This is a genomic window from Streptomyces sp. SGAir0957 (assembly GCF_043523415.1).
Genome location: NZ_CP027293.1, coordinates 4,009,998 through 4,023,590, shown reverse-complemented (window position 1 = coordinate 4,023,590; position 13,593 = coordinate 4,009,998). Strand labels below are relative to the sequence as shown.

Annotated in this window: 9 protein-coding genes; 6 read left to right on the top strand and 3 right to left on the bottom strand. The window is 71.6% G+C overall.

Annotated elements, in window-relative coordinates; translation table 11 throughout:
* Positions 1–52 precede the first annotated feature (52 nt).
* The 4 genes from C1N81_RS22865 to C1N81_RS22850 all read left to right on the top strand — a co-directional run bounded on the left by C1N81_RS22865 (position 53) and on the right by C1N81_RS22850 (position 5,298).
* Positions 53–2,455 carry a sodium-translocating pyrophosphatase gene (locus tag C1N81_RS22865; protein ID WP_394431961.1) on the top strand — a complete coding sequence of 801 codons (2,403 nt, stop codon included), beginning with the start codon at positions 53–55 and terminating at the stop codon, positions 2,453–2,455.
* Positions 2,456–2,727: 272 nt separating this feature from the next.
* Positions 2,728–3,312 (top strand): small secreted protein, encoded by a 585-nt coding sequence (locus tag C1N81_RS22860; protein WP_394431959.1) that lies wholly within the window; start codon positions 2,728–2,730, stop codon positions 3,310–3,312.
* Between the two features lie 115 nt (positions 3,313–3,427).
* Entirely contained in the window at positions 3,428–4,984 is a 1,557-nt protein-coding gene (locus C1N81_RS22855) for a DUF7059 domain-containing protein (protein ID WP_394431957.1), read from the top strand.
* 116 nt (positions 4,985–5,100) lie between these two features.
* Positions 5,101–5,298, top strand: coding sequence for a hypothetical protein (locus C1N81_RS22850; protein ID WP_394431956.1), 198 nt, complete (start codon positions 5,101–5,103; stop codon positions 5,296–5,298).
* Positions 5,299–5,437: 139 nt separating this feature from the next.
* Here the strand turns inward: C1N81_RS22850 and C1N81_RS22845 are convergent, their stop codons facing one another.
* The 3 genes from C1N81_RS22845 to C1N81_RS22835 form a co-directional block, all read right to left on the bottom strand.
* On the bottom strand, positions 5,438–5,722 hold the full coding sequence (locus C1N81_RS22845) for a TM2 domain-containing protein (protein WP_324775358.1): 285 nt from the start codon (positions 5,720–5,722) through the stop codon (positions 5,438–5,440).
* A gap of 244 nt (positions 5,723–5,966) precedes the next feature.
* The gene (locus tag C1N81_RS22840; RefSeq protein WP_394431954.1) at positions 5,967–6,365 is read right to left on the bottom strand and encodes a DUF2752 domain-containing protein; all 399 of its coding nucleotides are present in this window, start codon (positions 6,363–6,365) and stop codon (positions 5,967–5,969) included.
* Positions 6,365–6,826, bottom strand: coding sequence for a TM2 domain-containing protein (locus C1N81_RS22835; RefSeq protein WP_394431952.1), 462 nt, complete (start codon positions 6,824–6,826; stop codon positions 6,365–6,367). The genes C1N81_RS22840 and C1N81_RS22835 overlap by 1 nt, the downstream gene beginning before the upstream one ends.
* A gap of 415 nt (positions 6,827–7,241) precedes the next feature.
* On the opposite strand from C1N81_RS22835, the gene topA reads away from it, so the two are divergent.
* Complete coding sequence (gene topA, locus C1N81_RS22830) at positions 7,242–10,064, top strand: type I DNA topoisomerase (protein ID WP_394431950.1); 2,823 nt, start codon at positions 7,242–7,244, stop codon at positions 10,062–10,064.
* Positions 10,065–10,269: 205 nt separating this feature from the next.
* The gene (gene tmk, locus C1N81_RS22825) at positions 10,270–13,545 is read left to right on the top strand and encodes a dTMP kinase (RefSeq protein WP_394431948.1); all 3,276 of its coding nucleotides are present in this window, start codon (positions 10,270–10,272) and stop codon (positions 13,543–13,545) included.
* The last annotated feature ends 48 nt before the right edge of the window (positions 13,546–13,593 follow it).

Sequence of the window (13,593 nt, the reverse complement as noted above, 5' to 3'; positions counted from 1 at the left end):
CCCTACAATCCGTCCACAATCTTGAGCTCAGCCCAAGCGTCAAGGAGGACGAATGGCGGAGCCCTCAACCATCGCAGCCGCAGTCCTGACGGACGACAACCGTCTGATCGTGATCGTCATCGCCGTCGTCGCGCTCGCGGCGCTCGCCGTCGCCGGAGTCCTGGTGCGCCAGGTGCTCTCGGCCGGTGAGGGAACGGATTCCATGAAGAAGATCGCGGCCGCGGTCCAGGAAGGCGCGAACGCCTATCTGGGCCGGCAACTGCGTACCCTCGGCGTATTCGCCGGTGTGGTCTTCTTCCTGCTCATGCTGCTTCCCGCGGACGACTGGAATCAGCGTGCCGGGCGCTCGATCTTTTTCTTGATCGGCGCTTTGTTCTCGGCGATCACCGGCTATATCGGAATGTGGCTCGCGGTGCGCAGCAATGTGCGTGTCGCCGCCGCGGCCCGGGAAGCGACACCGGCGGAAGGCGAGCCGGAAAAGGATCTCACCGCTGTCTCGCACAAAGCCATGAAGATCGCTTTCCGCACGGGCGGCGTCGTCGGCATGTTCACGGTGGGGCTCGGTCTGCTCGGCGCCTCCTGTGTCGTCCTCGTCTACGCGGCCGACGCGCCCAAGGTCCTGGAGGGATTCGGGCTCGGCGCCGCGCTGATCGCGATGTTCATGCGTGTCGGCGGCGGCATCTTCACCAAGGCCGCCGACGTCGGCGCCGACCTTGTCGGCAAGGTCGAGCAGGGCATCCCGGAGGACGACCCGCGCAATGCGGCGACCATCGCCGACAACGTGGGGGACAACGTAGGGGACTGCGCCGGCATGGCCGCCGACCTCTTCGAGTCCTATGCCGTCACGCTCGTCGCCGCGCTGATCCTCGGCAAGGCGGCCTTCGGCGACGCCGGACTCGCGTTCCCGCTGATCGTGCCCGCGATCGGGGTCGTCACGGCGATGATCGGCATCTTCGCCGTCGCGCCACGCCGGGCCGACCGCAGCGGGATGACCGCCATCAACCGCGGCTTCTTCATCTCCGCGGTGATCTCCCTCGCCCTCGTGGCCGTCGCCGTCTTCGTCTACCTGCCGGGCAGGTACGCGGAGCTCGACGGGGTCACCGACGCCGCGATCCGCGTCAAGGACGGCGACCCGCGGATCCTCGCCGTCGTCGCCGTGGCCATCGGCATCGTCCTCGCCGCGCTCATCCAGCAGCTCACCGGCTACTTCACCGAGACGACCCGGCGCCCGGTCAGGGACATCGGCAAGACGTCGCTGACCGGCCCCGCCACCGTCGTCCTCGCGGGCATCTCCATCGGGCTCGAATCGGCGGTCTACACGGCGGTGCTGATCGGGCTCGGCGTGTACGGGGCGTTCCTGCTCGGCGGCACGTCGATCATGCTCGCCCTGTTCGCGGTCGCGCTCGCGGGCACCGGGCTGCTCACCACCGTCGGCGTCATCGTCGCCATGGACACCTTCGGGCCTGTCTCCGACAACGCGCAGGGCATCGCCGAGATGTCCGGCGACGTACAGGGCTCGGGCGCGCAGGTGCTCACCGACCTGGACGCCGTCGGCAACACGACGAAGGCCATCACCAAGGGCATCGCCATCGCCACCGCCGTGCTCGCGGCCTCGGCGCTCTTCGGCTCCTACCGCGACGCGATCCTCACCGCCGCGCGGGACGTGGGGGAGAAGGTCGGCGACGGCGGGCCGATGAACCTCGTCATGGACATCTCGCAACCCAACAACCTGGTCGGCCTCATCGCCGGGGCCGCCGTCGTGTTCCTCTTCTCCGGACTCGCCATCAACGCCGTCTCCCGGTCGGCCGGTTCGGTGGTCTACGAGGTGCGCAGGCAGTTCCGCGAGCGCCCCGGGATCATGGACTACACGGAGCAGCCGGAGTACGGGCGCGTCGTCGACATCTGCACCAAGGACGCGCTCAGGGAGCTGGCCACGCCCGGGCTGCTCGCCGTCATGGCGCCCATCGCGATCGGCTTCACGCTGGGCGTCGGCGCGCTCGGCGCCTATCTCGCCGGGGCCATCGGCACCGGCACGCTGATGGCGGTCTTCCTCGCCAACTCGGGCGGCGCCTGGGACAACGCGAAGAAGCTCGTCGAGGACGGGCACCACGGCGGCAAGGGCAGCGAGGCGCACGCGGCGACGGTGATCGGCGACACGGTCGGCGACCCGTTCAAGGACACGGCGGGGCCCGCCATCAACCCGCTGCTCAAGGTGATGAACCTCGTCGCGCTGCTCATCGCGCCCGCGGTCGTCAAGTTCAGCTACGGGGACGACGCGAGCGTGCCGGTGCGGGTCGTGATCGCCGTCGTGGCGCTCGGCGTCATCGTCGGCGCGGTCTACGCCTCCAAGCGGCGCGGCATCGCGGTCGGCGACGACGAGGACGGGAACGGCGAGCAGGGACCGGGGCGCGTGCCGAAGCCGGCCGATCCGGCCGTGGCACCGTCCCGTACGTAACACGCGTTCCGGTCGAGCGCGGGCGCCACGAATCGTGGGGCATGTGCAACGAGTGGGCGGGCACGGGTTCTTGACACCCTGTCCGCCCACAGCCGTGACCGGTGTCGTGTCCGATGCCGTGTCCAGTGACTCGTCCAGTTCCTTCGGCGATTTCTCCGTGAGCCTTATCTCCCTTGGTGCAAATGGCTGCTAAAGGTAAATAAAGCGGTCATATAGTGCGTCTGAAGAGCGAGAGGCGTGTGCTCGGCGTGTAAGTTCCGGGGCCGAGAGCCATGGAAGGGACCGATCCGGTGAACAAGAAGCTCGCAGCCGCACTGTCCGGCGGTGCGGTACTGGTACTGGCCTTGTCGGGTTGCGGCGACGACAGCAACGACAAGCTGAACTCCTGGGCCAAGCAGGTCTGCGACGCGGTCCAGCCGCAGGCCAAGAAGATCGAGTCGGCCAACGCCGCGATCCAGCAGCAGACCTCGGACAACAGCTCGCCCGCCGACGTCCAGAAGACGGACTCCAAGGCGTTCCAGGACATGTCCGACGCGTACAAGGCGATCGGCGACGCCGTCGACAAGGCGGGCGCTCCGAACGTCGACGGCGGCGAGAAGAAGCAGCAGAACGCCGTCCAGGAGCTGGACAAGATCTCCACCTCGTACGCCGACCTGAAGAAGCAGGTCGACAAGTTGGACACCGGCGACCAGGGCAAGTTCGCCGAGGGGCTCAAGAGCGTCGCCGGTGAGCTGAGCAAGCTGAGCCAGTCCGGGAGCGACGCCCTGAAGAAGCTCGAGGAGGGCGACGTCGGCAAGGCGATGTCCGAGCAGGAGAGCTGCAAGAGCGCGTCCGTGACGCCTTCTGCCTCTTCCTAGTCGCGACTGGCCCCGGGCCGACCCCGGTCGGCCCGGGGCCCGACTGGTCACGACCGCTCACGACTGGCCCCGGGTGGGGGCGGTGCCGTGGACCTCGAAGCGTCACAATGGACGCGTGAGTTCTCCCGCCACCCCCACCCTGCCCGCCGCCGACCGTGACGACGTCGCCGCCTCGCTGCGCGCCGCCCTGATCGCCGCCGAGTTCACCGCCGACGGGCTGCTCGAGCTGCTCGGGGCGCCCGCCTACGCGGCGCTCGCCCGCAGCGAGACCGTGCCCGCCCTGCGCGCCACCCGGGGGGAGACGCCCCTGGAGACGCTCGTCCGGCTCTTCCTGCTGCAGCAGCCCGCTGCGCGCGAACGCGTCGCCGCCGTGCTGCCCCTGGAGGCGTGCCTGGAGAGCGGCTGGCTGCGCGAGGGCGGCCAGGACCACGGCACCGTCGTCGCGACCGTCGACGTACGGCCCTACGGCGGGCCCGACGGCGAGGACTGGTTCATCGTCTCCGACCTCGGCTGCGCCGTCGGCGGCGCGGGCGGTATCGGCAGCACTGACGAGGGCGTCGTCCTCGGTGTCGGAGGGGCGTCCACCACGCTCGCCGGGATCACCGTCCGTACGCCCGTCGCGTCCGCCCTCGACCTCGGCACCGGCTCCGGGATCCAGGCGCTGCACGCGGCCCGGCACGCCACCCGCGTCACCGCGACCGACCTCAACCCGCGCGCCCTCCACATCACCGCGCTCACCCTCGCACTGTCCGGGGTGCCCGCCGCCGACCTGCGCGAAGGGTCGCTGTACGAGCCCGTGGGCGACGCCGCCTACGACCTGATCGTGTCGAACCCGCCCTTCGTCATCTCGCCCGGCGCACGCCTCACCTACCGCGACGGCGGCATGGGCGGGGACGATCTGTGCCGCTCGCTCGTCCAAGGGGCGGGGGAGCACCTCAACGACGGGGGATACGCCCAGTTCCTCGCCAACTGGCAGCACGTCGAGGGCGAGGAGTGGACCGAGCGGCTGCGCTCCTGGGTGCCGCGCGGCTGCGACGCCTGGATCGTGCAGCGCGAGGTGCAGGACATCACGCAGTACGCCGAGCTGTGGCTGCGCGACGCCGGCGACCACCGCGCCGACCCGGCCGCGTACGCCGCCCGCTACGACGCCTGGCTCGACGAGTTCGAGGCCCGCAAGGTGACGGCCGTCGGGTTCGGCTGGATCACCCTGCGCAAGACGGCCGCCGCCGAGCCGTCGATCGTCGTCGAGGAGTGGCCGCACCCCGTCGAGCAGCCGCTCGGCGACACCGTGCGCGCCCACTTCGAGCGGCTCGACTGGCTGCGCACCCACGACGACGCGGCGCTGCTCGAATCCTCCTTCATGCTCGCCGGGGAAGTCGTCCAGGAACAGGTCGGGCTGCCGGGCGCCGAGGACCCGGAGCATGTCGTGCTCCGGCAGGGGCGCGGGATGCGCAGGGCCACGAAGGTCGACACGGTCGGCGCCGGGTTCGCGGGCGTCTGCGACGGGACGCTCAGCGCCGGGCGGATCCTCGACGCCATCGCCCAACTGGTCGGCGAGGAGCAGGTGTTGCTGCGCGACCGTACTCCCGCGCAGATCCGCACCCTGGTCGAGCAGGGCTTCCTGGAGCCGGCCGGTGTCCCCGGCGGCCCCGGCCCCGGACAGGCCGGATAGCTCCTCTTCGCCTTGTGCTGCCCGGGAGTTCACCCCGGGTTCCCCCGCCCGTGCCAGCGTCACGGACCGGGCGGCGGGGGCCGCCCCGGCGTTCGGGGAGTCCGGGAGGCAAGGCGATGGAGAGTGCACCTGCGGTGTTCGCGGGGACGGTGTTCGCGCTGTTCGGCGCGGGCCTGGTGCTGTGGACGGGCGCGCGTACGGCACACCGCCGGCCCGTGGTGTACGGCGCCCGCCCGGTGACGGCGGCGGCGGTCACCGGCGCGGCCGGCCTGCTGTGCCTGGCGCTGTCGGCGTGGTGTTTCGGCCAGGTGTGAGGGCGGCGGCCGCCGTTATACGTATGACCCGTCCCAAGCCCCCCACCACCAAACCCCGTTATACGTAGAACGACGACGCCCGCCTCCGGAAAAACCCGGGGCGGGCGTCGTCGTACACGTACGCGTACGGCTCCGCGCGTCAGCGCAGCACGCGGCCCTGCGCGTCCGTGCGGTCGTTGCTCGTGAGGAAGAGGATGCCGTCGATGAAGCCCCACAGGCCGCCCGCGCCGCAGGTGAGGACGGAGACGACGAGCTGCCAGACACCGATCTTGGTGTCGCCCACGTAGAAGCGCCCGATGCCGAACGAGCCGAGGAAGATGCCGAGGAGGCCGGCGACCATCTTCTGCTTGTCGGAGTACGGGCGGCCCTGCGGGTCGACACCGAACGGGGCCTCGGGCGTGGCGCCGGGGAAGGGCTGGGACATGGGAGTTGCTCCTAGGGACGCGAAAAGCGGCACGGCGAGGCCGGGCCTGTGAGCGGAAGGTTCCGAGAGCGACGCACCGGTGGGGACACGGCGTGGCCTCGGAAGTCCGAAGCGTAAAGGTGGACATGCGGGTGCCACGGGGTCGGGGCACCGATCGTGGCGCGTTCGTGACCTTGCGCGGGTGGAGATGGCGCGCTAGGGGAGTCGCTGACGGCCTGTCAGGAGCCGTTGCGGGCCCAGCTCGTCAGAGCACGTTGCGCAGCACGGTCCAGACGGCCGCCACGCCGAGCAGGGCCAGTTGCGTGCGCGGGCTCGCCGAGGGCCGCCAGCGGCGTCCGCGCAGCCCCTCGTAGAGCCAGCGGCCCAGGACGTACAGGACGAACGGGGTCGCGGTGAGCAGCAGGGCGTTGTCGTGCCAGGCCGTCGCGAGGTGGCCGTGCAGCACGTCGTAGGCCATGCGCGTACCGCCGCAGCCGGGGCAGAGCAGCCCGGTGAGCGCCCGGAACGGGCAGCCAGGCAGCCAGTGGCCCGGTTCGTGTGGATTCGTGCCGTAGAGGTACGCGGCCCCGGCGGCCCCGGCGGCGAGCACCGCGAGGGGTGCCGCGGCCGGGGCGCGGGGTGCGGTGTCCTGACGGGGCGCCACTATGACCGCAGGATGCGGCCCTGCGCGTCGGTCGTGTTGCTGCCGGCGAGCATGACGATGCCGTCGATGAAGCCCCACAGGCCGCCGATGCCGCAGGTCAGGACGCCGACGAGGAGCTGGCCGACGGCCAGGCCCGTGTGCCCGGTGTAGAAGCGGCCGACGCCGAAGGTGCCGAGGAAGATGTTGAGCAGGCCGGCCGTCAGCTTCGACTTGTCCGAGTACGGGCGGCCGTAAGGGTCGTAGCCGTACGGCGCCATCGGGTCGTAGGGCGCGGGCATGCCGGGCTGCGGCTGGGGCGGGTAGCCGCCGCCGGCCGGGGCCGAGCCCGGGTAGGGGTAGCCGTAGGAGGGCTGGCCGCCCGGCGGGGGGCCCTGCGGGGGCTGCTGCGGGTAGCCGTACGGGTTCGCGCCGCCGGGTTGGTCCTGCGGGGGCTGCTGGCCGTAGGGGTTGCTGTCGGACATCGGGACTGCTCCTGGGTAGGGATGCCGGTGGGGACGGACCGGGGGCCTCCCGTGGTCATCCATGGCTCCACAGCGTCCATGGGCTCCCCCCAGCCATCCGCCATCTTGTCAGGAGCAGATAAGGGAGGGGAGCGAGGGAGCGGGAATAGCAGCGGGACGGGGACGGTCGTGACAGGAACGTGGCGCTCGGGGGCCGCGCGCAGTGATCTTGTGATTACGCGGAGCCAGGACCGCGGCTACCCGGAGGCGGGGCTTCCGCTCCCCGGTCCGGGGGCAGGATCACGAGGAGTCGGGTTACCGTTCCGAGTGGCTGCTGCGCGCTTTTCCCGTTTGACACACCGGCGGGAGGTACCGTCACACTCCGCAGCAGTGTCATAAAAGCAGCCACAACCACCAACCGGAGAGAAGAGCGAAGTTGTCCCCGACCAGCGAGACCGCACAGGGCGGCCGCCGACTCGTCATCGTCGAGTCGCCCGCCAAGGCGAAGACGATCAAGGGCTATCTCGGTCCTGGGTACGTCGTCGAAGCGAGCGTCGGGCACATCCGCGACCTCCCCAACGGCGCGGCCGAGGTCCCCGAGAAGTACACCGGTGAGGTGCGCCGTCTCGGCGTGGACGTCGAGCACGACTTCCAGCCCGTCTATGTCGTCAACAGCGACAAGAAGGCGCAGGTCAAGAAGCTCAAGGACCTGCTGAAGGACTCCGACGAGCTCTTCCTCGCCACCGATGAGGACCGCGAGGGCGAGGCCATCGCGTGGCACCTCCTGGAGGTCCTGAAGCCCAAGGTCCCCGTCCACCGGATGGTCTTCCACGAGATCACCAAGGACGCGATCCGCAGCGCCGTCGCCAACCCGCGCGAGCTGAACAAGCGCATGGTCGACGCCCAGGAGACCCGCCGCATCCTCGACCGTCTGTACGGCTACGAGGTCTCGCCGGTCCTGTGGAAGAAGGTCATGCCGCGCCTGTCGGCGGGCCGCGTGCAGTCCGTCGCGACCCGGCTCGTCGTCGAACGGGAGCGCGAGCGCATCGCCTTCCGCTCCGCCGAGTACTGGGATCTCACCGGCACCTTCGCGACCGGCCGCGCCGGTGACCCGTCCGACCCGTCGTCCCTCGTCGCGCGCCTCAGCGCCGTCGACGGCAAGCGCATCGCGCAGGGCCGCGACTTCGACTCCGTGGGCCGCCTGAAGTCGGACACCCTGCACCTGGACGAGGCGAACGCCCGCGCGCTGGCCGCCGCCCTGCAGGACACGTCGTTCGCCGTCCGCTCCGTCGAGTCCAAGCCGTACCGCCGCTCGCCGTACGCCCCGTTCCGTACGACGACGCTGCAGCAGGAGGCCTCGCGCAAGCTCGGCTTCGGTGCGAAGGCGACCATGCAGGTGGCGCAGAAGCTGTACGAGAACGGCTTCATCACCTATATGCGTACGGACTCCACGACGCTGTCGGACACGGCGGTCGCGGCGGCTCGTTCGCAGGTCACGCAGTTGTACGGCGCCGACTACCTGCCGGACAGGCCGCGCACGTACGCCGGCAAGGTGAAGAACGCGCAGGAGGCGCACGAGGCGATCCGCCCCTCGGGCGACCGTTTCCGCACGCCCGCCGAGACCGGTCTGACCGGCGACCAGTTCAAGCTGTACGAGCTGATCTGGAAGCGGACCGTCGCCTCCCAGATGAAGGACGCGGTCGGCAACTCGGTCACCGTGAAGATCGCGGGCCGCTCGAGCGACGGCCGTGACGCCGAGTTCAGCGCGTCCGGCAAGACGATCACCTTCCACGGCTTCCTCAAGGCCTACGTCGAGGGCGCCGACGACCCGAACGCGGAGCTGGACGACCGCGAGCGGCGCCTGCCGCAGGTCTCCCAGGGCGACCCGCTGACCGCCGAGGAGCTGACGGTCGACGGCCACGCGACCAAGCCGCCGGCCCGCTACACCGAGGCATCGCTCGTCAAGGAGCTGGAAGAGCGCGAGATCGGCCGCCCGTCGACGTACGCGTCGATCATCGGCACGATCCTCGATCGCGGCTATGTCTTCAAGAAGGGGACCGCCCTGGTCCCGTCCTTCCTGTCGTTCGCCGTCGTGAACCTCCTGGAGAAGCACTTCGGGCGCCTCGTCGACTACGACTTCACGGCCAAGATGGAGGACGACCTCGACCGCATCGCGCGCGGTGAGGCCCAGTCCGTGCCGTGGCTGAAGCGTTTCTACTTCGGCGAGGGCGACGGTTCCGGATCGGCCGCGGAAGCGGGCAACGGGGACGGCGACCACCTCGGCGGCCTCAAGGAGCTCGTCACGGACCTGGGCGCGATCGACGCCCGCGAGGTCTCGTCCTTCCCGGTCGGGAACGACATCGTGCTGCGCGTCGGCCGCTACGGCCCCTACGTCGAGCGCGGTGAGCGCGACGCCGAGAACCACCAGCGCGCCGACGTGCCCGAGGACCTCGCCCCCGACGAGCTGTCCGTGGAGTACGCCGAGGAACTGCTCGCCAAGCCGAGCGGCGACTTCGAGCTGGGCACCGACCCGGTCAGCGGCCACCAGATCATCGCCAAGGACGGCCGTTACGGCCCCTACGTCACCGAGGTGCTCCCCGAGGGCACCCCGAAGACCGGCAAGAACGCGGTGAAGCCGCGGACCGCCTCGCTCTTCAAGACCATGTCGCTCGACACGGTCACGCTCGACGACGCCCTGAAGCTGATGTCGCTCCCGCGCGTGGTGGGCGCCGACGCCGAGGGCGTCGAGATCACCGCGCAGAACGGGCGGTACGGGCCGTACCTCAAGAAGGGCACGGACTCGCGCTCCCTGCAGAGCGAGGACCAGCTCTTCACGATCACGCTCGAAGAGGCGCTGGCGATCTACGCACAGCCCAAGCAGCGCGGGCGCGCGGCCGCCAAGCCGCCGCTCAAGGAGCTGGGCGAGGACCCGGTCAGCGGGAAGCCCGTCGTCGTGAAGGACGGCCGCTTCGGCGCGTACGTCACCGACGGCGAGACGAACGCCACACTGCGCTCCGGTGACTCCGTGGAGCAGATCACGCCCGAGCGCGGCTACGAGCTGCTCGCGGAGAAGCGCGCCAAGGGCCCGGCCAAGAAGACGGCGAAGAAGGCCGCCAAGAAGGCACCGGCCAAGAAGACGGCCACGAAGAAGACCGCTGCCAAGAAGACGGCCGCGGCCAAGACGACGACCGCCGCCGCGAAGAAGACGGCCGCCAAGAAGTCGCCAGCGAAGAAGGCGGCTTCGGCGCCGGTCGAGTAGCCGGTACGTATAGCCAGGGCCAGTACTTACAGCCAGTACGTGGAAGCAGTACGTACGGGCAGTACGTACGGGCAGTACGTACGGGCAGTACGGCCAGGTCGTACGCCGCTTATATGGAGGGGACGCCTCCGGGACTCGTGCCCGGGGGCGTCCGTTTGTTCGGGTGGGCCTCCGGAGTGTCGGCGCTCCCCGATAGGCTGGACGAATGACCCCTGCCGAGCAGCCAACGGCCCCCCACGCGGCCCCAGACGACGCCCTGGTAGCGGACTCCCGAGAGCGCGCAGTCCGCGCCCTCCTGCGCGAACCCCAGTTGAAGCGACTGTGGTCCGCGCAGCTGGTCGGAGGGGTCGGTGATGTGCTCGGGCTGCTTGTGCTCGTGGTGCTCGCGCTCCAGGCGGCGATCTCGCAAGGGTCGTTCGGCGGCGGGTACCGGGGCGTGGCCCTCGCCGTCGCCGCGGTGTTCGGGGCGCGCATCCTCTCCACCCTCCTCTTCGGCGCCGTCCTGCTCGGACCGCTGACCTCGCTCACGACGCCGGGCGGCCCGCTCGACCGGCGCTGGACCATGGTCGGCGCCGACGGGCTCCGGGCGGCCCTGCTGATCGTCGCCCCCCTGTGGATCGACTGGACGCCGGACAACGCGCTGGCGCTGCTCCTCGTGACCGCCTTCGTCGCCGGTGTCGCCGAGCGGTTCTGGACGGTCGCCAAGGAGAGCGCGGCACCGGCCCTGCTGCCCGCGCCGCCGATCGAGGGCGCGGCTGTACGGCCGTTGCCGGACCACATGGACGCCCTGCGCCGCCTGTCGCTGCGCACCGGCTTCGTCGCGATCCCGCTCGCCGCCGCCGTCCTCGTCCTCATCACCCTCGTGCAGAACCTGATCGGCGCGGGCGTCGACTGGTTCGCGCAGCACCAGGTCGCGCTCGCCTCGTACGTGGGCGCGGGCCTCTTCGCCGCCGCCCTGTCCGTCGTCTACTTCCTCGAACTGCCCGGCGTGCAGACCCCGCGCGCGCGGTCGCCGCTCGAAGGGCTGCGCCGCCCCAAGACCGCCGGCACCGTCGACAAGGGCCGCACGAACGCGATCCCGCTGCTCGTCCTCGCCTGCGCCGCCGTCGCCGGAGCCATCGCGGCCGCCGTCGCCGTCGCCGTCCTGCACGCCAAGGACCTGGGCGGCGGCCCCGTCACCTTCGGCCTGCTCGTGCTCGGCCTGACCGGCGGCACCGTCGTCGGCATCCGCACCGCGCCGACCGTGCTGCCCGCGCTGTCCCGGCGCCGCCTGCTCGCCCTCGCCATCGCCCTCACCGGCATCGCGCTGCTCGCCGCAGGACTCGTCCCGGACGTGACCACCGTCCTCCTGGTCGTCACCATCGCCGGGGCGACCGCGGGCATCGCCGCGAACACCGGGCACACCCTGCTCGACCAGGAGAGCGAGGAGTACCGGCGCGCCCGCGTCACCGAGCACCTCCAGGCCGTCGTACGGGTCAGCGTCGCGCTCGGCGCTCTCCTCGCGCCGCTGCTCGCCGCGCTCATCGGCCCGCACCGCCTGGAGAACGGCAAGTTCGTCTTCGCGCACGGCGGCGCCGCGTTCACGCTGATGCTGGTCGGCGCGCTGCTGCTGCCCGTCGCCGCGCTCGTCCTCGCCAAGACCGACGACCGCAGCGGCGTCCCGCTCCGCCACGACCTGAGGGACGCGCTCCTCGGCGGCAACGACCCGGTGGCGGCCCCCGCCGCCTCCGGCTTCTTCATCGCCCTGGAGGGCGGCGACGGCGCCGGAAAGTCGACGCAGGCCGAGGCGCTCGCCGAGTGGATCCGCGGCAAGGGCCACGAGGTCGTCGTCACGCGCGAGCCGGGCGCGACGCCCGTCGGCAAGCGGCTGCGCTCGATCCTGCTCGACGTCTCCTCCGCCGGGCTCTCGCACCGCGCCGAGGCGCTCCTCTACGCCGCCGACCGCGCCGAGCACGTCGACACCGTCGTACGGCCCGCCCTGGAGCGCGGCGCCGTCGTCATCTCCGACCGCTACATCGACTCCTCCGTCGCCTACCAGGGCGCGGGCCGCGACCTGTCGCCGACCGAGGTCGCCCGCATCAACCGGTGGGCCACCAGCGGGCTCGTGCCGCACCTGACCGTGCTGCTCGACGTGGACCCGCAGGCCGCCCGCGAGCGGTTCACCGAGGCGCCCGACCGCCTGGAGTCGGAGCCGGTGGAGTTCCACGCGCGCGTGCGCTCCGGTTTCCTCACCCTCGCCGCCGGTGACCCCGGCCGCTACCTCGTGGTCGACGGGGGCCAGGAGCCGGAGGCCGTCACCACTGTGATCCGCCACCGTCTCGACACCCTCCTGCCGCTCTCCGAGGCCGAGATCAAGGCACGGGAAGAAGCCCGCAAGGCCGCCGAGGAAGAAGCGCGGCGCAAGGCCGAGGAAGAGGCGGCGCGCAAGGCCGAGGAAGAGCGGATCGAGCGCGAGCGCCAGGAGCAGCTCGCCAAGCTCCGCGCCGAGGAGGAGGAGCGCAAGCGCCGCGAGCTGGAGGAGGCGCAGCGCATCGAGGCCGAGCGCCAGGCCGAGGAGGCCAGGCAGCGCGCCGAGGAAGCGCGCAAGAAGGCCGAGGCCGAGAAGGCGCGCCTCCTTGCCGAGGAGAAGGCCCGCGCCGCCGAGGAGGAGCGCCGCCGCAAGCAGGCCGAGGAGGAGGCCCGGCTGCGGGCCGAGGCCGAGGAGCGGCGCCTGGAGAAGCAGCGCAAGGCCGAGGAGGCGTTGCTGCGCGCGGAGGAGGCGCGACGGCTCGCGGCGCAGGCGGCTCAGGCCGCGCAGGCTGCTCAGGCGGCGCAGGCTCCTCGGGCGAGTGCGCCGGCTCCGGCCGGGTCCGCGTCGACCGGGTCCGCGTCGACCGGGTCTGCCTCGACCGGTGCCGCTGATCTCCGTAAGGGCGAGCCGTCCAAGCCTTCCAAGCCGTCCAAGCCGTCCGCGGCGCCCGAGTCGGACAACGAGCGGACGATCCAGACCCCGATCGTGCGGCCACAGGAGCAGTCCGACGCCGAGGAGACGGCGGTCCTGCCGCCCGTACGGGAGCCCGTACGGGAAGAGTTCAGGGAGCCGGTGCAGGAGCCGGTCCGCGATGCCGAGGAGACCGCCGTGCTCCCGCCCGTCCGGGACGCCGAGGAGACGGCCCAGCTGCCGCGCCCGGCGGCCGGGGCGGCCGACGAGACGGCCGTGCTGCCGCGGGTCCCGGACCCCGCGGAGGGCCGGGTGCCGCAGGGGTACTTCCGCGACGAGCGGCCCGCGTCGGCGCCGGAGAGCGCCGCCGACCGTACGGCCGAGCTGCCGCAGATCGACGAGCAGGGCCGGCCGCGCCGCCGCCCCCGCCCGGACTGGGCGGAGGAGACCCCGCTGGACGACCTGCCGACCCTCGCCGACGAGCTGCTCGGCGGCCGGGACGACGAGGACGACGCCCCCACCGAGGACGGTGACGGGGGCCGCAAGCGGCGCCGCCGCTGACCGCGAGGTACGACGAGGCCGAGTCTCAGGCCCGGTGACGGGCGAGGG